We start from the raw sequence: 22231 nt of genomic DNA on the forward strand, positions 1-22231 counted from the left end.
TCGCATGCCGTCATCTTTATCGAGTTCATCGCCGGGCTCAGCGTATCCGCCAGCCGACGCTTCGCTGCGCGATTGTCTCGCGCCGGCCAAGCTCAACCTGTTCCTGCATATCACGGGGCGCCGCCCGGACGGCTATCACGCGTTGCAGACGGTGTTCCAGTTGCTCGACTGGGGCGACCGGCTGCACTTCACCCGTCGCGACGATGGCGTGATCACGCGCAAAACCGATGTTCCGGGTGTGCCCGAAGCGGACGACCTGGTTGTACGTGCTGCGCGTCTGCTGCAGTCGACAACGGGCAGCCCCCTTGGCGTCGACATAGAAATTGATAAAATACTGCCCATGGGCGCCGGTCTCGGCGGCGGCAGTTCTGACGCCGCGACCACGCTGCTGGCCCTGAATCGCTTGTGGGGCGTGGAGTTGTCGCGAGAAGCGTTGCAGGATCTGGCGCTGAAACTCGGTGCCGACGTGCCGTTTTTTATCTTCGGTCAGAATGCTTTCGCGGAAGGCGTCGGCGAAACGCTGCAAGCCGTCGATCTGCCGAAACGCTTCTTCCTGGTGGTGACTCCTGCGGTGCATGTTCCAACCGCTGCGATTTTTTCAGAGAAAGGGTTGACGAGGGACTCAAAAGTCCTCACAATTACGGACTTCCTTGCACAACATAGTTCTGACACAGATTGGCCTGACAGCTTCGGCCGAAATGATATGCAGGCAGTTGTGGTTGAGAAGTACGCGGAAGTAGCTACGGTGATTGAGTGGTTTTCGAATCTGTCACCTGCGCGAATGACCGGATCCGGAGCGAGCGTGTTTGCCGCTTTTCGTAGCAAAGCCGAAGCTGAGATGGCGCAAGCCAAACTCCCGGCAAGCTGGAAGAGCACAGTGACCGAAAGTCTGGATTCGCATCCTCTCTTTGCTTTCGCGTCGTAAAGTTTTGTTTTGACGGGTTTGTCCTACACTGCCCGGCAAGACTCAAAGTTAGTGTAGGGGAGTCGCCAAGTTGGTTAAGGCACTGGATTTTGATTCCAGCATGCGAAGGTTCGAATCCTTCTTCCCCTGCCATAATTTCTCGCGTTTTCCCTCTCGCCCCAGCCAAGACACAGGTGCACGATGAGCAGTGACGGCCTGATGGTATTCACTGGCAACGCGAATCCCGCGCTTGCACAGGAAGTCGTCAAAATCCTTGGAATCCCGCTTGGCAAGGCAATGGTTAGCCGTTTCTCCGACGGTGAAATCATGGTCGAGATCCAGGAAAATGTGCGCGGCAAGGACGTGTTCGTGCTGCAGTCCACCTGCGCGCCGACCAACGACACGCTGATGGAACTCATGATCATGGTCGATGCGCTCAAGCGCGCATCCGCTGGCCGGATCACTGCAGCCATCCCGTACTTCGGTTATGCCCGCCAGGATCGCCGGCCACGTTCGGCTCGCGTCGCCATCTCGGCGAAAGTCGTGGCGAACATGCTGGAAATTGCCGGTGTGGATCGTGTCATTACCATGGACCTCCACGCCGACCAGATTCAAGGTTTCTTCGACATCCCGGTCGACAACATCTACGCTACGCCCGTGCTGCTCGGCGATCTGCGCAAGCAGAATTACGAGAACCTGCTGGTGGTGTCGCCTGATGTGGGCGGTGTAATCCGCGCCCGGGCACTGGCCAAGCAACTGAACACCGATCTCGCGATCATCGACAAGCGTCGCCCGAAGGCGAACGTCGCTGAAGTGATGAACATCATTGGTGAAGTGGAAGGCCGCACGTGCGTGATCATGGACGACATGGTCGACACCGCCGGCACGCTCTGCAAAGCAGCACAGGTTTTGAAGGAACGCGGCGCGACGAAAGTGTTCGCGTATGCCACGCACCCGGTTTTGTCCGGTGGCGCAGCAGAGCGGATCTCGGCATCGGAACTCGACGAACTGGTCGTGACCGACACCATCCCCCTCTCCGACGAAGCCCGGGCGTGCCCGAAGGTGCGTATTCTGTCGAGCGCGGGATTGCTGGCCGAAACGTTCTCGCGCATCCGTCGCGGCGACTCGGTCATGTCGCTGTTCGCGGAAGGTTAAAAGTATTGGCGGTTTGGCGGGGCGTCAAAGCTCTGCTGAACGGCGTAATCGGTTCAGGCGAACGAAGGCCTGGACCGCTGCTCTGGGGCTGAACGCGAACACGCGGACAGCCCCGTTTTCACTGCCTGGTCGCGGGCAGATTATGGAGTTGAATCATGAAAGTAGTCGCTTTTGAGCGCAATCTGCAAGGTACGGGTGCGAGCCGCCGCCTGCGTAACTCGGGCAAGACCCCGGGCATCGTATATGGCGCAAATGCTGAAGCTCAAGCTGTTGAGCTCGATCACAACGCACTTTGGCACGCGCTGAAGAAAGAAGTGTTTCATTCGTCGATTCTCGACCTGGAAATCGCTGGCAAGTCGCAACAGGTTCTGCTGCGCGACGTGCAATACCATCCGTTCAAGCAAATGGTTCTGCACGTTGACTTCCAACGTGTCGATGCATCGAAGAAGCTGCACACGAAGGTGCCGGTCCACTTCTTGAATCAAGAAACGAATCCGGCTGTGAAGATCGGCGGCGCGGTGATCTCGCACATCCTGAACGAAGTCGAAATCGAATGCCTTCCGGCTGACCTGCCGGAATTCGTCGAACTCGATCTGGCGAAGATCGAAGCCGGTCACACGCTGCACGTGAAGGACATCGTTTTGCCGAAGGGCGTGGCGCTGGTTGCTCACCTCGACGCAGAAAACCCGGTGATCGCTTCGGCGACCATCCCGGCTGCCGTCGTGTCCGACGAAGCCGCTTCGGGTGGCGCTGCTGCTCCGAGCGCAGGCGACAAGCCGGCTGCATAAGTCTGGCTGAAGCCTGTCCGCTTGAGTCCGCTCGGGTCCGCCCGTAAGAGTGGACGAAGTGACCCGCCGTTGCTCTGCTCCGGCGGGTTTTTTTTGGCCTTTTTCTGGCGCGGTGGGTTTGCTACGCCGCCAAGATTGAACATGATCAAACTGATCGTCGGGCTCGGCAATCCGGGCGCCGAATACACCGCGACCCGTCACAACGCCGGCTTCTGGTTCGTCGATCAACTGGCGCGCGACGCCGGTGCATCGTTACGTGATGAGCGCCGGTTTCACGGGCACTACGGCCGCGGCCGGCTCAATGGCCAGGAGATCCATTTGCTCGAGCCGCAAACCTTCATGAACCGATCGGGGCAATCCGTAGTCGCCGTTGCGCAATTCTTCAAGATTTTGCCCGACGAAATCCTGGTGGCACACGATGAACTCGATCTGCCGCCCGGCACGGTGAAGCTGAAACTTGGCGGCGGCAGCGGCGGGCACAATGGACTGAAGGACATTTCCGCGCATTTGTCGGTGCAACAATATTGGCGGTTGCGGATCGGCATCGGCCATCCGCGCGATCTCATTCCCGAAGCCGCGCGTGCCGGCGCGAAACCGGATGTGGCGAATTTTGTGCTGAAACCACCACGGCGCGAGGAGCAGGACGTAATCGATGCATCGATCGAACGCGCGCTTGCTGTAATGCCATTCGCGATCAACGACGAGATGGAACGCGCGATGATGAACCTGCATCGCAACTCGCAGCCGTGAACTTGCAGCACCTCGTCCCACAAGGACAATAAAGGAGCGAATCTTGAGCCGATTCTGGAGCGACATCGTCAATAAGCTGACGCCGTATGTGCCGGGCGAACAACCCGCGCTCGCGCGTCCCGTGAAGCTCAACACGAACGAGAACCCGTATCCGCCCTCACCGCGCGTGGTCGATGCGATCCGGCGCGAACTCGGTGAGGACGGTGACTCACTCCGCAAATACCCCGATCCGACAGCGCACGCGTTGCGCGCGGCCATCGCGCAGCATCACGGTCTGCGCGAGAGCCAGGTGTTTGTCGGCAATGGGTCGGACGAGGTTCTCGCACACACGTTCCAGGCGCTGCTCAAGCACGACAAGCCGATCCGTTTTCCGGATATCACGTACAGCTTTTATCCCGTGTATGCGCAGTTATACGGCGTAGCGGTCGACGTGATGCCGCTGAACGCGGATTTTGGTATCGATGTGGACGACTATCGAGCGCCCAATGGTGGCGTGTTGCTGCCCAATCCGAACGCGCCGACCGGCCGCGCGTTGCCGCTCACCGAGATCAAGGTGCTGCTCGCGGCAAATCCGGATTCGGTTGTGGTGATCGATGAGGCGTATGTGGATTTCGGCGCGGAATCGGCGGTGACGCTTATCGATGAAAATCCGAATTTGCTGGTCGTGCAGACGTTGTCGAAAGCGCGTTCACTGGCGGGCATGCGCGTGGGCTTTGCACTCGGGCACGAAGCATTGATCGAGGCGCTGACACGCGTGAAGGACAGCTTCAATTCCTATCCGCTCGACCGGCTGGCGCAAGCTGCAGCGATTGCGGCCGTTGAAGACGACGACTGGTTTCGCGAAACCTGTACGAAGGTTATCGCCAGCCGCGAACGGCTGACGGCGGACTTGCAAGTGCTGGGCTTCGATGTAGTGCCGTCTGCCGCGAACTTCGTATTCGCGCGCCATCCGGAACATGATGCAGCCACGCTCGCCGCGCGCTTGAAGGAGAAGGAGATTTTCGTGCGGCATTTCAAGCTGCCGCGAATCGATCAGCATCTGCGGATCACCGTCGGCACCGATGCCGACTGCGACGCTCTGCTGGCAGCGCTGCGCGCGCTGCTCTGAGGGCACGCGCCAAGGGCGCTTTAGGCTTAACTTGACGCTTGACGTTAAATCAAGCGCCCTTCGCTTTCATCAATCCGTGATATTTCGCCATCAGCTGGATGGCGTTTTCCTCATGCGCCGGGTCGCGTGGAATGCAATCCACCGGGCACACCTGCTGGCATTGCGGTTCGTCGTAGTGGCCGACACATTCGGTGCACTTGTTCGGGTCGATCACGTAGATGTCGACACCCATCGAGATAGCGTCGTTCGGGCACTCGGGCTCGCATACGTCGCAGTTGATGCACTCATCGGTAATGAACAGGGCCATGCTTTACTCTCTTCGTCCGGCATCTCGCCGGCTTTTTTGGTGCCCGCGCGCCTGGATGAGCGCGCGTTAGTAGGCGTCAGAAACGCTCACGGCACCGTTGGGTCTTGCGCGATCGGACCAACCTTGTCCTGCAAGCGCTTTTCCACCGATGGAAAAACGAACTTGCTGACATCGCCGCCGAGTTGCGCGATCTCGCGCACGATCGTGCCCGAGATGAATTGATATTGATCCGACGGCGTCATGAACATGGTTTCGACGTCCGGCAGCAGATAACGATTCATGCCTGCCATCTGGAACTCGTATTCGAAGTCGGAGACGGCACGCAAACCCCGCACGATCACGCGCGCGTTGTTCTTGCGCACGAAATCTTTTAGTAGCCCCTTGAAGCTCATTACCTTCACGTTCGGATAATGGCCCAACACCTCATGCGCTATATCCAGCCGTTCCGCCAAACTGAAGAACGGCTTCTTGTTCCGGCTGTCTGCCACTCCAACCACCAGCGTATCGAAAATACTCGATGCACGTCGCACGAGGTCTTCGTGACCGCGCGTGAGCGGGTCGAACGTTCCGGGATAAACGGCTACAACCATGGGGCATCTCCTCTTCTGATACTTCTTCTGGTATGTCTTTCGCTACAGATTGGGCCGCCGCCGGTACCGACAAGACCAAAGTCTGCCGGGCACCCTACGTCCACCACGCCCCGTCCACTGTCGGCCGGACATTGCCCCGCCAGTGTTTGGGAACGCGCATTATTCCTCATTTTCGCGCCGCAGCAAATGATAGCGGACCGCGCCAGCCTTGCCTTCGCGGGTAATTGCCCATCCCGACAACGCCGGCGTTTGCGCGAGATCGACAGGCTCACCCGATTCGATGTACAGCGCGCCGCCCGGCGACACCAGCGGCACGGCCAGTTCAATAGCGCGCTGGAGCATGGTGGTGTCTCCAAAAGGGGGATCGAGGAACACGACATCGAAGGAATTCGACGCGAGGCCTGCAACGAGCCGCAGCGCGTCCGCTTCCACAATTTCGATGTTTTTCGCGGCCAGGCGCGTCTGGTTCGCCTTCAGTTGCGCCACGGCGCGGCCACTGCGTTCCACCATCAGCACGCGTAGCGCGCCGCGCGACGCCGCTTCAAAGCCCAATGCGCCGCTGCCGGCAAACAGATCGAGGCAACGCTTGCCATCGAGCGACTGGCCCAGCCAGTTGAACAGCGTCTCACGGACCCTGTCCGGCGTCGGACGCAGGCCGTCCAGGCTCAGAACGGGCAGTGGCGTGCGTTTCCAGTCGCCACCAATGATGCGGATGGAATGCGCCTTGCCGCCGCGCGATGGCGCGGCTTCGCGGACTTTCGGTGCGCGCACGGCGGTATGCTCGGCGGTGCGCTCGGGGCTGCGTTCGCGATTTCGCTCGGGATTTCGCTCTAATGCGCGGGTGATCGAGGAACGGGACATTGACGTGCGTGGGGCGTGGTAGGGCGTGGGTAGAGGCGGCGGGATGTCCCGCGCGGGCCGGGTGAGAACGTCATCGGTTTCAACAATTGGCGTGTCGCCGATGCGGGCACGTTACCACAGCCCCGCCGCGCCGGATGCTGGGGTTCGCCGCCCGGGCGGCCACTACAATCGGTGCCGGCTGATAAAATAGCTATCTTTCGCTTTTTTTGCGCATACGCCCGGCTCTCCCCGCTGTTTTTGGCGGTTTTTCGCGGCGCGGCAGCCATCGTCACCTTTGCGTTTGCGTTGTTAGCTCGTTCGACGCAGCAACGCGGTTGCGACGGCATCGATAAAACGCGCCACCCCCACCACTGCAGATCATGTTCAGCTTTTTCAAACGATTAATAGGCAAATCGACCGATTCCGATATCGATATCGATACCGATAAGCCCGGGGAAAACGAGGCCGGGGACGTCGTCGAGGCACGTTCCCAGGACGCTGAAGGGCTTCAGCACGCTGGCACCCCGGCGACTGCGCGGGAAGGCGTTGCCGCTTCGGATCGGGCTTCGGAAGCGCCACTGCGAGGGACTGGGGCGGCTCAAGCCGCGCCTCGCGACTCAGCCGCTCCCATTGGTAACGGAGCGCCGGCAGGTACGACGCCGTCTGCATCGAGCGCTTCGCTGCCACGCGCAACGACGCCGGTTACGCCCGTACAGCCGATCGCGTCAACGGCCAGGGTTGCCGAGCCGACGCGGACCGAAGCCCCCGACGTAGCGGCTGCAGGGACGCCCACGCCCACGGCGCAAACCTCGCCTGCGAACGCAACGCCCCAACCGGCAAGCCCCGCTGCAACCACCACGCCAGAAACCAAACCCTATTGGCAAGGCCGCACGACATCCCAGTGGAAAGCGCCGGCCGAATCCGTCGAGATTGTGCCGCCGCCGGAACCCGAAGCGAGCGCGAAGCGTACGTGGCTCACGCGCCTGAAAACGGGGCTATCGAAGACCAGTTCGGGCCTGACGGGAATCTTCGTCGGCGCGAAGATCGATGAGGATTTGTATGAGGAACTTGAAACAGCGTTGTTGATGTCAGATGCCGGTGTCGATGCCACGGAATACCTGCTTGAAGCGCTGCGTGAAAAAGTGCGCAGCGAACGGCTCACTGATTCGATGCAGGTCAAGGCGGCATTGCGCTCGCTGCTCGCCGACCTGCTTCGGCCGCTCGAGAAGTCCCTGATGCTCGGTCGCGCTCAACCGCTCGTGATGATGATCGCCGGCGTGAACGGCGCGGGCAAGACCACGAGCATTGGCAAGCTGGCCAAGCATTTGCAACGCTTCGACCAGTCCGTGCTGCTCGCCGCCGGCGACACCTTCCGTGCTGCCGCGCGCGAACAACTCACGGTTTGGGGACAACGCAACAACGTGACGGTGGTATCGCAGGAAAGTGGCGATGCCGCCGCCGTGATCTTCGATGCAGTCGGCGCCGCGCGTGCCCGCAAAATCGACGTGATGATGGCCGACACGGCGGGCCGCCTCCCCACGCAACTTCACTTGATGGAAGAACTGCGGAAGGTGAAGCGCGTGATTGCAAAGGCACAGCCCGACGCGCCGCACGAGGTCCTGCTGGTCATCGATGCAAACACGGGCCAGAACGCACTCGCCCAAGTAAAGTCTTTCGACGATGCGCTGGGCTTGACAGGTTTGATCGTGACCAAACTGGACGGCACGGCGAAGGGCGGCATTCTCGCGGCCATTGCGCGCCAACGGCCGATTCCGGTGTACTTCATTGGCGTAGGCGAAAAAGTCGAAGACTTGCAGCCGTTCAGCGCCGACGAGTTTGCGGACGCGTTGCTCGGAAATTAAACCGGTGCCGCGGCCTGGTGCTCAGCCAGACCGCGGTCGAGGCCGTTTCAGCTTGCCACGATCAACGCCGCGGCGATCCACCACATCACAATCCCCACGATCACATCGAGCACTCTCCACGAGACATCTTTCTCGAACAGAGGCTGAAGCAAGCGCGCACCGTACCCGAGCGCGGTGAACCAGATGATCGACGAACACATTGCCCCTGCGGCAAACCACGCGTTCCCCGGCCAGCCGTACCGTGCACCAATGCCACCGAGCAGTACGACGGTATCGAGATAGACGTGCGGATTCAGCAGCGATAAGGCGAGCACCGTTGTTACCGCTTTTAGCGCCGTCTGCGACTCGCCGTTCTCCGCGTGTAAATGCCCTGGCCCTTTCCAAGCTGCGTGGAACGCCCGCAGGCCGTACAAGAACAAAAACACCGCTCCCGCCCATCGAATCACCCCAAGCAGCACGGGTGCTCGCGCAATCAGCGCTCCCATCCCGCCAATACCCAGCCCGATCAGCAACACGTCGATCAGCGCACAGATAAAAACGACCCAGCCTACGTGCTGCTGTTTCAAGCCTTGCCGCAACACGAAAGCGTTTTGAGCGCCAATCGCGATAATCAAACTTGCGCCAAGCCCGGCACCGGATAGAAAAACTGCTGTCGTCATTCGGCGTCCGGTTGTTGCCCTGGCGCGGCGCGCGCGAACGCATCGATTTGCGCGGCGTGATCGGCGATACGTTCGATCGTCGGATAACGGCTCATATCGAGATTGAACCGTCGCGCGTTGTACACCTGCGGCACGAGGCAAAGATCCGCGAGCGTGGGGGTATCGCCGAAACACAGCTTGCCCACACGCGAGTCGTTCGCGAGCCTCTTTTCCAGCGACTCGAAACCCGACTCCAGCCAATGCCGGTACCACGTGTCTTTCGCTTCGTCACCAACCTTTAGCGTGTGCTTCAGATACTTCAGCACGCGCAGGTTGTCGACCGGATGGATCTCGCACGCAATCTGAAGCGCGACCGAACGAATGAACGCACGATCCAATGGCGTGCCCGGCAACAACGCTGGCTCGGGATGCGTCTCTTCCAGATATTCGATGATCGCAAGCGACTGTGTGAGTACGTCAGCGCCGTCGATAAACGTTGGCACGATCCCGTCCGGATTCAGCTCGCGATACTCTGGCTTCAGTTGTTGGCCGCCATCGCGCAGAAGATGGATCGGCGCGTACTCATAGGCAAGTCCTTTGAGGTTCAGCGCGATCCGCACGCGGTACGCCGCCGAGCTACGAAAATAGCTGTATAGCTTCATGAATCCCCTCCCGTTTTTATAGTCAGACCACGCGCACGGAGAACTCTCCGATTCCGTCCACACCGCCCTTCATCAGGTCGCCCTTCTGAATCGCGCCGACGCCTTCAGGCGTGCCCGTAAAAATCAGGTCGCCGGGGAACAGTTCGAACAGCGTGGACAAATACGCGATCGTGTCACCCACGGACCAGATCAGTTGCGAGATGTCCGATCGCTGTTTTTCCTCGCCATTGACGGTAAGCCAGATCGCGCTTTTTTCCAGATGTCCCACCTTCGCTACTGGATGAATTGGACCCAGTGGCGCCGAGTGATCGAAGCCCTTGGCCGTGTCCCACGGACGGCCCAGCTTCTTCGCTTCGGCTTGCAGGTCGCGGCGGGTCATGTCGAGACCGAGCGCGTAGCCGAAGACGTAATCGAGCGCGTTGCCTGCGGGAATGTCCTTGCCTTGCTTGCCGATCGCCGCGACCAGCTCCATTTCGAAGTGGACGTTCTTCGACTGCGACGGATATGGGAATTCGCCGGTCGCTCCGGGCGCGACGTACAGCACGGCGTCAGCCGGCTTGCCGAAGAAAAACGGCGGTTCACGATCGGGGTCGTGCCCCATCTCGCGCGCGTGAGCCTCGTAGTTCCGGCCAACGCAATAGATCCGGCGAACAGGAAACTGGTCGCTGGAACCGACAACAGGCACCGCGACCGCGGGTGCCGGAGCAAATACGTGACTCATTGCGTTCTCTCCTGTTTGATGAAGCATCGACCTGAACCTCAAGTTTAACGTGCACGGTTGCGCATCGCGATTCGGCTGAATGGCCTATGAGCCCCGCGGCATCGGGTAGCAAAGCACGCAGGCGCATGCCGCGCGGTCTGCGATTCCGCAGGCGGCCTCAAGCCCGCGATCATCGAACAAACCAGCAGGCTAGTGCCCCGAAAACCCTTCGCCGAGCAACCCCGCGACTTGCAAGCCCGGCTCAAATGCGGTACTGAATGTGATTCCTGTATTTCCAGAATTGCAGCGGCCGATCGTGTACAAAGGTGCACAAGGCGACTGAACACCTCGCATACAAACCGCCCGCTCAGACCAATCAATGACCGACACAACACCTTTCCCGTGCGCCCGTTTCATCAAGGAAATCGGCCGCGGGCCAAACGGCGCGCGAGCGCTGACCCGCGAGGACACCTACGCTCTCTACGAAGCGATGCTCGACAACCGGGTCTCCGATCTCGAACTCGGCGCCGTGTTGCTGGCGTATCGAGTGAAAGGCGAGACGGCTGCGGAACTGGCCGCGATGCTGGCGGCCGCGCATCGTTCGTTCGAACCGCTGCATATCCAGAACGGCCGCGACCACGCGCGGCCCGTTTCCATCCCCACCTACAACGGCGCGCGCAAGCAGCCGAACCTGACCCCGCTGCTGGCGATGCTGCTCGCGCGCGACGGTGTGCCGGTGCTCGTGCATGGCGTCACGACTGACCCTGGCCGCATCACGAGCGCCGCGATTTTCGCCGAACTGGGCATTCCGGAATGCACTTCCCACGATGAAATTGAGGACAACCTCGCCTCGCGGCGGCTGGCGTTCGCGCCGATCACCGTGCTCGCACCCAAGCTCGCCCGCCTGCTCGCGATCCGTCGGATCATGGGTGTGCGAAATTCCACGCATACGCTCGTTAAGATCCTTCAGCCGTTCGCGCAGCCGGGCTTGCGGCTGGTGAACTACACCCATCCGGAGTATCGCGAAAGCCTGACGGGACTGTTCACCGAGCATCCCGATGCCGCCGCCGGCGGCGCCCTGCTCGCACGCGGGACGGAAGGCGAAGCGGTGGCGGACACCCGCCGGCAAGTGCAGGTGGACTGGTTCCACGACGGCCACGCGGAGACGCTGATATCGCCGGAGCGCTCGTCGCCGGACGCGCCCGCAGTGGCGTTGCCCGAGGCCCTGGATGCCGCGACCACCGCCCGCTGGATCGAAACCGTACTGCGCGGCGAAGCACCGATTCCTCCCGCGCTCGCGCGCCAGGCGGAGTTGATTGCGGACATCGTCCGGCGTCAGGGCATTCGTTAGGCATTCTTCAGTCGAGAACCCGTCTCTGTTGACAAAAGCGCGCGCGCTGCGCTAATGTGCAGAAATGAGCTTTACCCAGTTCCCCTCCCTTCGAATTACTCAGGGTCGCCTAGCGCGGCCCCTATCGCTACGTCTAGCGTAAGTCGCTAAACGTGGCGCCGCGCGTTCCTCGCGTGGTCCCTCCGGCAGTTTCGTAGTTCCCCTTTGCAGTTCCCTTTTCACCACCCGTAGTCGTCTGCTTTCGTCCGTTCATCCACGGATCGAAAACGCGAGGATCACATGCACGCTGCATTTGCATCGTTCACGTTCGTCACCGGCGTCATCCACGCCATGGGACATCGCGAACCTGTCCAGCGCGCATCGGAACGATGCCGGCAAGCGCCGGCCGCTCGTCCGCCTCGCAACGACTGCGCTTTCACGCGTACAACGCGTTTAGCCGAGGCCCACGATGATGATGCGTAACCCTTCCGAGAAATACCGCCCTTTCCCCCAGGTCAACCTCAACGGCCGCCGATGGCCCACTCGCAAGATCGAGCGCGCACCCATCTGGATGAGCACCGATCTGCGTGACGGCAATCAAGCGCTGATCGACCCGATGAGCATTGAAGCCAAGCTCGAGTTCTTCGAGATGCTGGTAGCGGTGGGTTTCAAGGAAATCGAAGTGGGCTTTCCGTCGGCATCGCAGACGGATTTCGACTTCGTGCGCAAGCTGATCGTCGAGAACCGCGTTCCCGCCGATGTCACCATTGAAGTGCTCGTGCAGTCGCGCCGCGAACTCATTGAGCGGACTTTTGAAGCGGTGGAAGGCGCCCCCCAGGTAATCGTGCACCTGTACAACGCGATCTCGCCGTCGTTTCGCAAGATCGTCTTCGCGCAGTCCAAGGAAGAAACCAAGGCGCTGGCCGTGGAGGGCACGCGCATCATCAAGGAATGCGCCGCCGCGCGCCCCGGCACGCACTGGATCTATCAGTATTCGCCGGAAACGTTCAGCATGACCGAGCTTTCGTTTTCCCGCGAAGTCTGCGACGCCGTCGCGCAAATGTGGCGCCCCACGTCCGCCCACAAGATGATCGTGAATTTACCGGCCACGGTGGAAGCCGCCATGCCGAACGTATTCGCCGATCAGATCGAGTGGATGGATCGCAACATGAGTTTCCGCGACAGTATCGTGCTTTCGGTGCATCCGCATAACGATCGCGGCACGGCAGTCGCCGCGGCGGAACTCGCGATTCTCGCCGGCGCCGATCGCGTTGAAGGCTGCCTCTTTGGCAACGGCGAACGCACGGGCAATGTGGATCTCGTCACGCTCGCGATGAATTTGTACACGCAGGGTATCGACCCCGGCCTGGATTTTTCGGATATTGACGGCGTGCGACGCGTGGTCGAGCGCTGCAACCAGATTCCCGTGCATCCGCGTCATCCGTATGCCGGCGATCTCGTGTTCACGGCCTTTTCCGGTTCGCATCAGGATGCCATCCGCAAGGGTTTCGCCCAGCGCGAAGCGGACACGGTATGGGACGTGCCGTATCTGCCCATCGACCCCGCCGATCTTGGCCGCAGCTACGACGCCGTGATCCGCGTGAACAGCCAGTCGGGCAAAGGCGGCGCGACGTATCTGCTTGAACGCGGGCTGGGCTTCACGCCGCCGCGCCGCGTGCAGATCGAATTCAGCCATGCCGTGCAGAAAGTCGCCGACGCCTCCGGCGCGGAAGTTTCCGGCGAGGCCATTTGCGCGTTGTTCAAGCGCGAATACTTCGATGCACAAGGGCCGGCGTCGCGGGACGCGTCGACCCTGGACTTCGATGGACGTCACGTGAAGCTGCCCGTATCCGCGGTCGCCGACGAAGCGCACGCGCAGGCAGTCGCTGCGGCGGTAGCCAGCGTGGCCAGTGTGGCGATCGAGGTGACATCGTTTGAAACCGCCGCGACCGCGAAGGGTGAAACGGCGGTGTTCATCGGCTGCCGAATTGGCGACCAAGCCATGCGGTTCGGCGTTGCGGTGAATGCGAACGCAAGTCAGGCGGTCGCTGATGCAATCGTCAGTGCGGTAAATCGCGTGCGCTGGGCTGGGCGTAAGGAAGTGGAAAGCGAAGCGGTCGAAGCGTGAAGAGCTATTGGCTTTACAGCAACGAGCAACTAAGCGACGCGCGGTGATGTGGTCGTGCACCACTTTCTCGCTCAGTGCGGCAGAAATCTGCAAAGCAGGCGATAAAACACGACAACCGGTATCGACATGGCGACCGACGCTCACAAGGCGCCGGCCCGCCGGTCGAACCGCGACGCCCGACCGAACGGCGTCGAACCGGTGCTAATCCAGCGCCACGCGTGTCGCCTGCATCGCGAGCAACTGCCATTGCCCATCGACCTGGATGTGGATGGCCGTATACGCGATGGGAAACAGCAAGGCGCCGTTCTTCGACTCCATCTCGAGCAGCGCGCGGCCAAACACGATCCACGTGTCCCGCCCGCCCGGCATCACGTCCTGCGACTGGATCTCGATCTGCCGATAACGCCGGCGCCCCGCGGTGATCGCATCAATAAACTGACGCTTCGTCTCGCGCTTGCCATTGGTGTGGACGTAGCTGGCGTTCTCCGCCAGCAGCGCGTCCAGCAATTCGCCGTCACCGTCGACCATCGCGCGGAAACGGTCCCGCTCTAGTTCACGGATTGCCTCGATGGGCGTATCGATGGGTTGTGCCGGCATCTGCAGTTCCTCTCACACTTGAGGAACCGATGGACACGGTCCTCGTCAGAAGTTGTATTGCAAATATATCTGGCTGAAATTTATACCAGGATTCGGGTGTTCGATACCGCCGTTGGATAAATGCTGAAACCGGAAGCCCGCCTGGTAGTTTTGATGGGCGCCGAATTGGGCTCCGACGCCCACAACGTCGGCAAACTGAAAGGCCGAAGAGAAGGTACGCGTCTCGGTTTCGCGAACGTGCGACAAGACGCGTACCCCCACGCCCGCTTCCACATAGGGCCGAAACCATCCCGAACTCTTGATGAAGCGGAACATCGGCGTCAGGCCGAATTCCCAGATCCCCGGATTCGATGCCTGGCTTTCGCGAATATCCCAGTAGGCAACGTGCGCTTCGCCCACAACAGTGAAGTGGAAACCGCCGATTTCCCACCAGGTCCAGTTAGGGTCCCAGACCACGCCGACATCCGCCTTCCGGACGTCATGGTCGGCAACCCCGCCGGCGATCTGCAAACCGAACTGATCGGCATGGGCAGTGGCCGAAGCCAGGACCAGCGCACCGAACAACGCACCGTAGAAAGAGCACTTTTGCCAGACACTATTGTTCTTCTGCATGAATACTCCAGAACTGGATTCTCACAAGTCGGGCTTGCCACTTACGCAGCAAGCCGCCATTTTAGAGACGGTCTTAAAAAAGTGCTCAGAACAGTTCTGCTGAATGAGGAAAAAGCGGAATTAAGTTTCGTCGAATCCCGATTGACGGGTAAATCGTGCGAAAACTTGCAAATTTCTTTCGGTAAATTTGACGAGGAAAGCGTTTCACGGAGTGCAACAGTCAGGGAAAGCACGTAGTGGCTATTGGAGCGAAGATTCTAATAGCGTATGGGAACTTGGACACACAAGGCCCCTCTAATCCTTAGCACTCGAAATAGCAGAGTGCTAATATCCTGCTAGACCCGGTTTTTCATCGGGTTTTTTGTTGATAAGGAGCACACAAGCGTGACCAATGCGATGACCCTCCCGAATACTGGACACTCGGCGCCGGCCAAGGCCGCTTCGGCAGGTGCGCTGACGTTTGCGCAGTCGTCCATGTTGACCGGCCAGATCGGCAACATCGACGCCTACATTTCGGCTGTCAACCGGATTCCGATGCTAACGCCGTCGGAAGAACGTCAGTACGCCACCGAATTCCGTGACAACGACAACCTGGACGCCGCTCGCCAGCTCGTGCTGTCGCACCTGCGGCTGGTGGTATCGATTGCCCGCAATTACCTTGGGTACGGCCTGCCCCACGCCGACCTGATTCAGGAAGGCAATATCGGTTTGATGAAAGCCGTGAAGCGCTTCGATCCGCAACAGAACGTGCGGCTGGTGTCATATGCCATGCACTGGATCAAGGCTGAGATTCACGAGTACATCCTGCGCAACTGGCGCACGGTGAAAGTGGCGACCACGAAGGCACAGCGCAAGCTCTTTTTCAACCTTCGCAGCCACAAGACCGGACACAACGCGTTCACGCCGGACGAGGTCGATAGCCTGGCGAAAGAGCTGAATGTGAAGCGCGAAGAAGTCTCGGAGATGGAAACGCGTCTTTCGGGCGGGGACATCGCGCTGGAAGGTCAGATCGATGACGGCGAGGAATCGTATGCGCCTATCGCGTATCTGGCCGACTCGCACAATGAGCCGACCAACGTGCTGGCGTCCCGTCAGTTCGACAAGCTGCAAAGCGAGGGGTTGTCGACCGCGCTCGAGTCGCTCGACGAACGCAGCCGCCGGATCGTTCAGGCGCGCTGGCTTGAAGTGGAAGACGACGGTTCGGGTGGCAAGACGCTGCATGAACTCGCTGACGAGTTTGGAGTATCGGCTGAACGGATTCGTCAGATCGAAGCCAGCGCAATGAAGAAAATGCGCTCGGCGCTGACTGAATACGCGTAAGCGTTTAGTGCAGGAGTTTCGCCGCTTGAGTTTTTAGCGGTGCAGAGAGAAACCTTGAAAGCCTGCCGTCGAAAGATGGCGGGCTTTTGTTTGCCTGCTCGATTTGGGTGTGCGCGACGCGCACCCATGAAAATGCGGCGCCAGAGGTTTCCCCATGGCGCCGCCCGGCGTTCAGCCAGCAGACCGTCTACCGCCTAGCGCGACATCATGTGGGCGCCGACGTTATGCAGCACCCATAACGTCCCGCCGATCAGGATCACCGCCACCATCACGGTAAATCCGAACGCGAGCACGTTCCATCGCTGCGATGACGACGTGTTCATATGCAGGAAAAACACCAGATGCACGAGGATTTGAACGAACGCGAGCACCGCGATCGCGATGATCGACTCGGTCGGCCCCAACGCCTGTTGCATGACCAGTCCAAAAGCCGCGGCCGTCAGCACGACCGACAGGACGAAGCCAATGACATACGAGCGCACGCTGCCGTGGCCCGCGCCGGTATCGATTGAATGTGCGTGTGCCATTTATACGACGCTCGTCAGATAAACAAAGGTAAAGACGCAAATCCACACGATGTCCAGAAAGTGCCAGAAAAGGCTGAGACACGTGAGGCGCGTCAGATCGCGTTGGGTAACTTTCTTGTTGCCGATGACCTGAATAGCCAGGACCACCATCCAGATCAGGCCGACCGTTACGTGCAAGCCGTGCGTGGCGACCAGCGTGAAGAACGCCGACAAAAACGCACTGCGATCGGGTCCGTAACCCTGCGCGATCAGCATGCTGAACTCGTGGATTTCCAGCCCGATAAACAAAGCGCCCAGCACGAAGGTAACGCCGAGCCACGCCAGCAGCGCGGCCGACTTGCCCTTGTGAGCGGCCAGCATGCCGAAGCCGAACGTGATGCTGCTCAGCAGGAGAATGGCCGTTTCCAGCATGACGCCGGGAAGCTCGAAGACGTCCTTACCCGACGGACCGTCCGCGAACTGATGACCCATGACCGCGAACACAGCGAACAACGACGCAAAGATGATGCAGTCGGTCATCAGGTACACCCAGAACCCGAACACGGTGTTCGATGCACCGTGATCATCGTGGGATCCCGTCAGATCGAGCGAGATGGTTTTTTGCAGCATTACAGTGCCTCCTGCAGGTCGAGCGAGCGCGCCGGTGTTGTCGGCGTGCCGTCCATGCCGGCGACAGTTTCAGCGGAAATGGTGTAGTCGATATCGTCGTCGTAGCTTCGCAGGATCAGCGTGACGACCACGCCCAGGAACCCGGCGATTGCCAGCCACCAGATATGCCAGACCAGCGCGAAACCAATAGCGAGGCTAAACAAGCCGATGATCAACCCGGCGCTCGTATTGCGCGGCATATGGATGTCGCGGTAGTCCTCGACTGCATGGCGCGTTCGGCCGCGTTCCTTCATGTGCGCGAAGGCGTCGAGTTCATGAATCACAGGCAGGACCGCGAAGTTGTAGAGGGGCGGCGGTGAACTCGTTGCCCATTCGAGCGTGCGGCCATTCCACGGATCTCCCGTGACGTCCTTGTACGCAGGCGAGTTACGTTTCACCACGCTGACCACGACCTGAGCGACCTGGAACAGCACGCCCACGAGAATGATCAACGCGCCGATCAACGCAACGACCATGTACGGCTGCCAGCCCGGCGTGTCGTAGTGATTCATGCGGCGCGTTGCACCCATGAAACCCAGCACGTACAGCGGCATGAACGCGGTCCAGAAACCCACGAACCAGCACCAGAACGCGCACTTGCCGAGCGTTTCGTTCAGCTTGAAACCGAACGCCTTCGGGAACCAGTACGTGAAGCCGGCGAGATACCCGAACACCACGCCGCCGATAATCGCGTTATGGAAGTGCGCGATCAGGAACAGGCTGTTATGCAGCACAAAGTCTGCTCCCGGCACGGCCAGCAGCACACCCGTCATGCCGCCAACGGTGAACGTGATCATGAAGCCGATCGTCCACAACACCGGCGACGAAAACTCCAGCCGGCCCTTATAGATGGTGAACAGCCAGTTGAAGATCTTCACGCCGGTCGGAATAGCGATGATCATGGTCATGATCCCGAAGAACGCATTCACGTTCGCACCGGAACCCATCGTGAAGAAGTGATGCAGCCACACGAGCAGCGACAGCACCATGATCGAGCACGTTGCATAGACCATCGTCTTGTAGCCGAACAGCGGCTTTTTCGCGAACGTAGCCACCACTTCCGAGTAGATGCCGAACGCCGGCAACACCAGGATGTACACCTCCGGATGGCCCCACGCCCAGATCAGGTTCAGGTAAAGCATGGCGTTACCGCCGGCATCATTCGTGAAGAAATGCATGCCGAGGTAACGGTCGAGCGCGAGCAATGCGAGCGTTGCGGTGAGGATCGGGAACGTCGCGAGAATCAGCACGTTCGAGCACAGCGCGGTCCACGTGAACACCGGCATCTTCATGAACGTCATGCCCGGCGCGCGCATCTTGAGGATCGTCACGAAGAAGTTGATGCCGGTCAGCACAGTCCCTATGCCGGAAAGCTGCAGACTCCATAAGTAGTAGTCGACACCCGCCCCCGGACTGAATTGCAACTCCGACAACGGCGGATACGCCAGCCATCCGGTTTGCGCGAAATCTCCGATAACCAGCGAGATATTCATCAGCATCGCGGCAATCGCGGTCATCCAGAAACTCAGCGAATTGATGAACGGGAATGCGACGTCGCGGGCGCCGATTTGCAGCGGCACCACAATGTTCATCAAACCGATCATGAACGCCATCGCCATGAAGAAAATCATGATGACGCCGTGCGCCGTGAAGATCTGGTTGTAGTGCTCGGGCGGCAAAAATCCCGGGCCGTTATAGGCCAGCGCGAGCTGCGTGCGCATCATGAGCGCATCGACGAAACCGCGCAGCAGCATTAACACCGCCACGACGATATACATCACGCCAATCTTCTTGTGATCGACCGACGTCAGCCATTCACTCCAGAGATAGCCCCACTTCTTGAACCATGTCAGCGCAACGACCACGGCCAGCACAATGACGGCCATGAACGCCGCCGCGGCCATGATGATCGGCTGATCGAACGGTATGTCCGATAGCGTTAATTTTCCCAACAAATTTCCAAACATGGCTTACCCCTTCGTGCGGCAGATCGGGTCGGGTATGTTGCGAGCATGCCCGTTGTTATATTTCGCGACGATGCTCTGAAACAGATTCGCGTCGACCTTGGAGAAGTACTGGACCGGATGCTTTTCGGTCGGCGCGGCAACGGCCGCGTAGTTCACGCCGTCGAGCTGACCCGGCGATGACTTCACCTTTGCGACCCAGGCAGCAAACTCTTCGGGCGTAGTCGCCACGGCGCGGAATTTCATGTCCGAGAAGCCCTGGCCGCTGAAATTCGCAGAGATGCCGGCATAGTCCCCGGCTTCATCGGCGATCAAATGCAGCTTGGTTTGCATGCCCGCCATTGCATAGATCTGACCGCCTAATTGCGGGATGAAGAATGAGTTCATCACCGAATCTGACGTGATCTTGAAGTTCACCGGCGTACCAACGGGAAATTCAATCCGATTAACCGATGCAATACCCAGATCCGGATAAATGAATAACCATTTCCAGTCGAGCGCGACGACTTCGACATTAATCGGTTTGACCGCAGAGACAAGCGGTTTATAAGGATCAAGCGCGTGCGTGCTCTTGTACGTCAGAATACCGAGATAAAGGATAATCAGACTAGGGACCAGCCAGACCACGATTTCGATCTTGGTCGAGTGAGCCCATTTCGGCAAATACTCGGCAGATGTATTCGATTGCCGATATTTCCACGCAAACAACAGTGTTAGGAAGATGACCGGTACCACCACGATCAGCATGGCGTACGTGGACGTAAGAATAAGATTCTTCTCAGCCAGCCCGATGCTGCCCTTAGGATCGAGTAGATCCATCTGGCCACAGCCCGACAGGAGAAGAGCAGGGAAAATTGCTAACCGCTTGCAAAATCCCGACCCGGATTTTTGTTTCATACCTTGCCCGATTTCAACGTTTTTGAGATATTACGTTTCGACTTTTAACCAGCCTCGGGAGAAGGGTAGCGCGATTTCAAGCCGCGACTTATTCCAACTTTTTCGAAAAATATTTTGTGTTTATTTGGGGTGACTTATTGCCGCATATTTATACGTCACGTGAATGCGGCGATTTGACCCAGATTATCGAGATAATAACCATTATGTATAAATAAAGATAATAAAAAGCGAGGGCCTGGATTCCCAGGCCCTCGCGTCACGCCAACACATTTCGGCAAGCGATCACTTCAAATACAACCCCGGCGCCCACGATCCCTGCAGGGAGGAAAACTGGAAGGTCTTTCCCGTCGCATTGCGAATGCAGATTGCAATCTGCTTCGCTCCGGCTTGCTTCTGCGACGCTATATAGGCGCTGATGTCGTTGTTGCGAACCTGCTGGACGTTGTCCGCATAAATTCCGCCGAGGTAGTCACTGTCGCTCGAACGGCACGCAGATGCCGTAGGCAGGTTCGAGGTGTCGTCCCAGTCCGTGGTCGCGGAATAGATCCAGAGCATGACAGCGCTGGAATCGGTTACGTTCCCGCCAAGCGTCTGGAGGTAAGAAGCGGCATACGAGTAGTCGTTCAAGTTTTCCGGCATCGGAAATTTGATCAGGATGACGTCGCCCGGCGCCGAGACCAACGTTGCGCCCGTCGGACGAACGGCACCGGTGCTGTCCAACTGGACGTTTGCGCTGGTCTTCGAATAATAAGCGGGGATGTTCTTGCTGCAGGTCGAGCCGGCGACTTCACCCCTGTTCATGCAGGTATCGACGATGTACTGCATGCTTTCGGCGTGCCACGCATTGATAAAATCACCGTGCGCCGTGTACATGCTGCCCCATTGCGGCACCCATTGACCGTTTTGGAATATCGGATCCAGCGACAACTGCGCGGTGGACAAGTCCGGATCATTTCCAAGGGGATACACGACATTCATCTGCAACTCAGGAATCTTGACCGGGTAATTAGCGGGACACGTACCGTCAGAGTTTCGATACGCCACGTTGAGCGCGCCGTTTGCAGCTTTCATGAGGCTGTTCATTCGCTCCGTCCGGCTCGTGCCAAAGATCGGTTTCAGCGTCTTGCCATCCCAGCAATCCGGAAAATGCACGGAAATATGGAGTTCGGAGGGCTCACCTGTGCTCGCGCTATTGGGCGGACAGCTCGTTGGCATTGTCGTCGTGAATTTGTTGGTGCCCATGCATATGAAGTTCACATGCGGGTTGGGAGCCGTGCCCATGTGATCGCCGGCCAGCATTTGAAGGCCCGGCGGAATCGCGTGAACCGGCGCCGAGTCCACCGGTTGATCATTCTTGTAGTAGGTCTTCTCGTAGGTTGGCACAACAATCCCCGACGCCCGCTTCAATTGTGGCACCCAGTAGGCCGAGCGGTCGGCGGTCGAATCGCAATTCACGGCCTTATTGGTGCTCAGCGAGTCGTAGGTGCTGTTCGCATTCGTGCCTGGATTGGCGAAGAAATCATGCACCATGGCCTCTCCCGGTTTCCCTGGATAAACAATGGGATCATCGGCCAGCGTGTGCGAATAGTTGCAATCCGAATTGAATGAGGTACCGGCGTGCGCAATGCTCACGCCAAGCATGAGCGTGATCCAGATGACGATGCGTAGCTTCATGAACGACTCCTGAAACGAAACAGCAACAATGAAGGGGTTGATTTCTCAAGGCGATTTTATTTAGGTAAACTTAACAAATGCCACTCAGAATAAACGCGACAGTTGTCTTTCGCGACAGATGGTTTTAATCCAGCGCCAGACTGAAACGGTCAAAAAAAATGCGGCTCCATCGGTAACGATGGAGCCGCATTGCTAACTGCTTATGTCCGGCTCAGCCCTTCGGGCTTAAG

At 59.1% G+C, this 22231-nt stretch carries 22 protein-coding genes and 1 tRNA gene; 10 read left to right on the forward strand and 13 right to left on the reverse strand.

From position 1 onward, the window contains the following. Positions 1-4: 4 nt before the first annotated feature. The 6 genes from ispE to hisC all read left to right on the forward strand — a co-directional run bounded on the left by ispE (position 5) and on the right by hisC (position 4705). The gene (gene ispE / locus FH08_RS0106800) at positions 5-925 is read left to right on the forward strand and encodes a 4-(cytidine 5'-diphospho)-2-C-methyl-D-erythritol kinase (RefSeq protein WP_051887826.1); all 921 of its coding nucleotides are present in this window, start codon (positions 5-7) and stop codon (positions 923-925) included. A 55-nt stretch (positions 926-980) separates the two neighbouring features. After that, positions 981-1057, forward strand: a tRNA-Gln gene (locus FH08_RS0106805). A 48-nt stretch (positions 1058-1105) separates the two neighbouring features. Beyond that, positions 1106-2059, forward strand: coding sequence for a ribose-phosphate pyrophosphokinase (locus tag FH08_RS0106810; protein ID WP_031357608.1), 954 nt, complete (start codon positions 1106-1108; stop codon positions 2057-2059). 155 nt (positions 2060-2214) lie between these two features. Next, entirely contained in the window at positions 2215-2847 is a 633-nt protein-coding gene (locus FH08_RS0106815; protein ID WP_031357609.1) for a 50S ribosomal protein L25/general stress protein Ctc, read from the forward strand. A 141-nt stretch (positions 2848-2988) separates the two neighbouring features. After that, the gene (gene pth, locus FH08_RS0106820) at positions 2989-3597 is read left to right on the forward strand and encodes an aminoacyl-tRNA hydrolase (protein WP_031357610.1); all 609 of its coding nucleotides are present in this window, start codon (positions 2989-2991) and stop codon (positions 3595-3597) included. Positions 3598-3640: 43 nt separating this feature from the next. Beyond that, positions 3641-4705 (forward strand): histidinol-phosphate transaminase, encoded by a 1065-nt coding sequence (hisC, locus tag FH08_RS0106825; RefSeq protein ID WP_031357611.1) that lies wholly within the window; start codon positions 3641-3643, stop codon positions 4703-4705. Between the two features lie 49 nt (positions 4706-4754). Here hisC and FH08_RS0106830 read toward each other — a convergent pair whose 3' ends face one another. The 3 genes from FH08_RS0106830 to rsmD form a co-directional block, all read right to left on the reverse strand. Beyond that, positions 4755-5012: a YfhL family 4Fe-4S dicluster ferredoxin gene (locus FH08_RS0106830; RefSeq protein ID WP_031357612.1), complete on the reverse strand. Its 258-nt coding sequence runs from the start codon at positions 5010-5012 to the stop codon at positions 4755-4757. A gap of 86 nt (positions 5013-5098) precedes the next feature. After that, positions 5099-5602, reverse strand: coding sequence for a pantetheine-phosphate adenylyltransferase (coaD, locus tag FH08_RS0106835; protein WP_031357613.1), 504 nt, complete (start codon positions 5600-5602; stop codon positions 5099-5101). A 159-nt stretch (positions 5603-5761) separates the two neighbouring features. Next, a complete protein-coding gene (gene rsmD, locus FH08_RS0106840; RefSeq protein WP_081889376.1) occupies positions 5762-6463 on the reverse strand; it encodes a 16S rRNA (guanine(966)-N(2))-methyltransferase RsmD in 702 nt (233 codons plus the stop codon). 359 nt (positions 6464-6822) lie between these two features. On the opposite strand from rsmD, the gene ftsY reads away from it, so the two are divergent. Continuing rightward, positions 6823-8304, forward strand: a complete 1482-nt coding sequence (gene ftsY, locus FH08_RS0106845) for a signal recognition particle-docking protein FtsY (RefSeq protein WP_326928931.1) — start codon at positions 6823-6825, stop codon at positions 8302-8304. 47 nt (positions 8305-8351) lie between these two features. Here ftsY and FH08_RS0106850 read toward each other — a convergent pair whose 3' ends face one another. From FH08_RS0106850 to FH08_RS0106860, 3 genes are read right to left on the reverse strand one after another with little or no spacing between them, the layout of a single operon-like run. Continuing rightward, the gene (locus tag FH08_RS0106850; protein WP_031357616.1) at positions 8352-8963 is read right to left on the reverse strand and encodes a LysE/ArgO family amino acid transporter; all 612 of its coding nucleotides are present in this window, start codon (positions 8961-8963) and stop codon (positions 8352-8354) included. Further along, positions 8960-9604 (reverse strand): maleylacetoacetate isomerase, encoded by a 645-nt coding sequence (maiA, locus tag FH08_RS0106855; protein ID WP_031357617.1) that lies wholly within the window; start codon positions 9602-9604, stop codon positions 8960-8962. Before maiA ends, FH08_RS0106850 begins: the two co-directional genes overlap by 4 nt. 22 nt (positions 9605-9626) lie before the next feature. After that, positions 9627-10325 carry a fumarylacetoacetate hydrolase family protein gene (locus tag FH08_RS0106860; protein ID WP_031357618.1) on the reverse strand — a complete coding sequence of 233 codons (699 nt, stop codon included), beginning with the start codon at positions 10323-10325 and terminating at the stop codon, positions 9627-9629. A gap of 358 nt (positions 10326-10683) precedes the next feature. Between FH08_RS0106860 and ybiB the strand changes: the two genes are divergently transcribed. Continuing rightward, positions 10684-11655, forward strand: coding sequence for a DNA-binding protein YbiB (gene ybiB, locus FH08_RS0106865; RefSeq protein ID WP_031357619.1), 972 nt, complete (start codon positions 10684-10686; stop codon positions 11653-11655). Positions 11656-12106: 451 nt separating this feature from the next. Further along, positions 12107-13762 carry a 2-isopropylmalate synthase gene (leuA, locus tag FH08_RS0106875; protein WP_031357621.1) on the forward strand — a complete coding sequence of 552 codons (1656 nt, stop codon included), beginning with the start codon at positions 12107-12109 and terminating at the stop codon, positions 13760-13762. 201 nt (positions 13763-13963) lie between these two features. Here the strand turns inward: leuA and FH08_RS0106880 are convergent, their stop codons facing one another. Together FH08_RS0106880 and FH08_RS0106885 are read right to left on the reverse strand one after the other, a co-directional pair. Further along, positions 13964-14359 carry a nuclear transport factor 2 family protein gene (locus tag FH08_RS0106880; RefSeq protein ID WP_031357622.1) on the reverse strand — a complete coding sequence of 132 codons (396 nt, stop codon included), beginning with the start codon at positions 14357-14359 and terminating at the stop codon, positions 13964-13966. A 45-nt stretch (positions 14360-14404) separates the two neighbouring features. After that, a complete protein-coding gene (locus FH08_RS0106885) occupies positions 14405-14971 on the reverse strand; it encodes an acyloxyacyl hydrolase (RefSeq protein ID WP_051887827.1) in 567 nt (188 codons plus the stop codon). A 384-nt stretch (positions 14972-15355) separates the two neighbouring features. On the opposite strand from FH08_RS0106885, the gene rpoH reads away from it, so the two are divergent. Further along, positions 15356-16291: an RNA polymerase sigma factor RpoH gene (gene rpoH, locus FH08_RS0106890; protein ID WP_031357624.1), complete on the forward strand. Its 936-nt coding sequence runs from the start codon at positions 15356-15358 to the stop codon at positions 16289-16291. A 194-nt stretch (positions 16292-16485) separates the two neighbouring features. On the opposite strand, the gene cyoD is transcribed toward rpoH, so the two are convergent. The 5 genes from cyoD to FH08_RS0106915 form a co-directional block, all read right to left on the reverse strand. After that, on the reverse strand, positions 16486-16818 hold the full coding sequence (cyoD, locus tag FH08_RS0106895; protein ID WP_031357625.1) for a cytochrome o ubiquinol oxidase subunit IV: 333 nt from the start codon (positions 16816-16818) through the stop codon (positions 16486-16488). Further along, positions 16819-17427 (reverse strand): cytochrome o ubiquinol oxidase subunit III, encoded by a 609-nt coding sequence (cyoC, locus tag FH08_RS0106900; protein WP_051887828.1) that lies wholly within the window; start codon positions 17425-17427, stop codon positions 16819-16821. Next, positions 17427-19421 (reverse strand): cytochrome o ubiquinol oxidase subunit I, encoded by a 1995-nt coding sequence (gene cyoB / locus FH08_RS0106905; RefSeq protein ID WP_031357627.1) that lies wholly within the window; start codon positions 19419-19421, stop codon positions 17427-17429. The genes cyoC and cyoB overlap by 1 nt, the downstream gene beginning before the upstream one ends. 15 nt (positions 19422-19436) lie before the next feature. Beyond that, positions 19437-20327 carry a ubiquinol oxidase subunit II gene (gene cyoA, locus FH08_RS0106910; protein ID WP_031357628.1) on the reverse strand — a complete coding sequence of 297 codons (891 nt, stop codon included), beginning with the start codon at positions 20325-20327 and terminating at the stop codon, positions 19437-19439. A 282-nt stretch (positions 20328-20609) separates the two neighbouring features. After that, on the reverse strand, positions 20610-22001 hold the full coding sequence (locus FH08_RS0106915) for a DUF1996 domain-containing protein (protein WP_031357629.1): 1392 nt from the start codon (positions 21999-22001) through the stop codon (positions 20610-20612). Positions 22002-22231 lie beyond the last annotated feature (230 nt).

Origin of the sequence: Caballeronia sordidicola (assembly GCF_000729995.1) — a bacterium.
GTDB lineage: Bacteria > Pseudomonadota > Gammaproteobacteria > Burkholderiales > Burkholderiaceae > Caballeronia > Caballeronia sordidicola_A.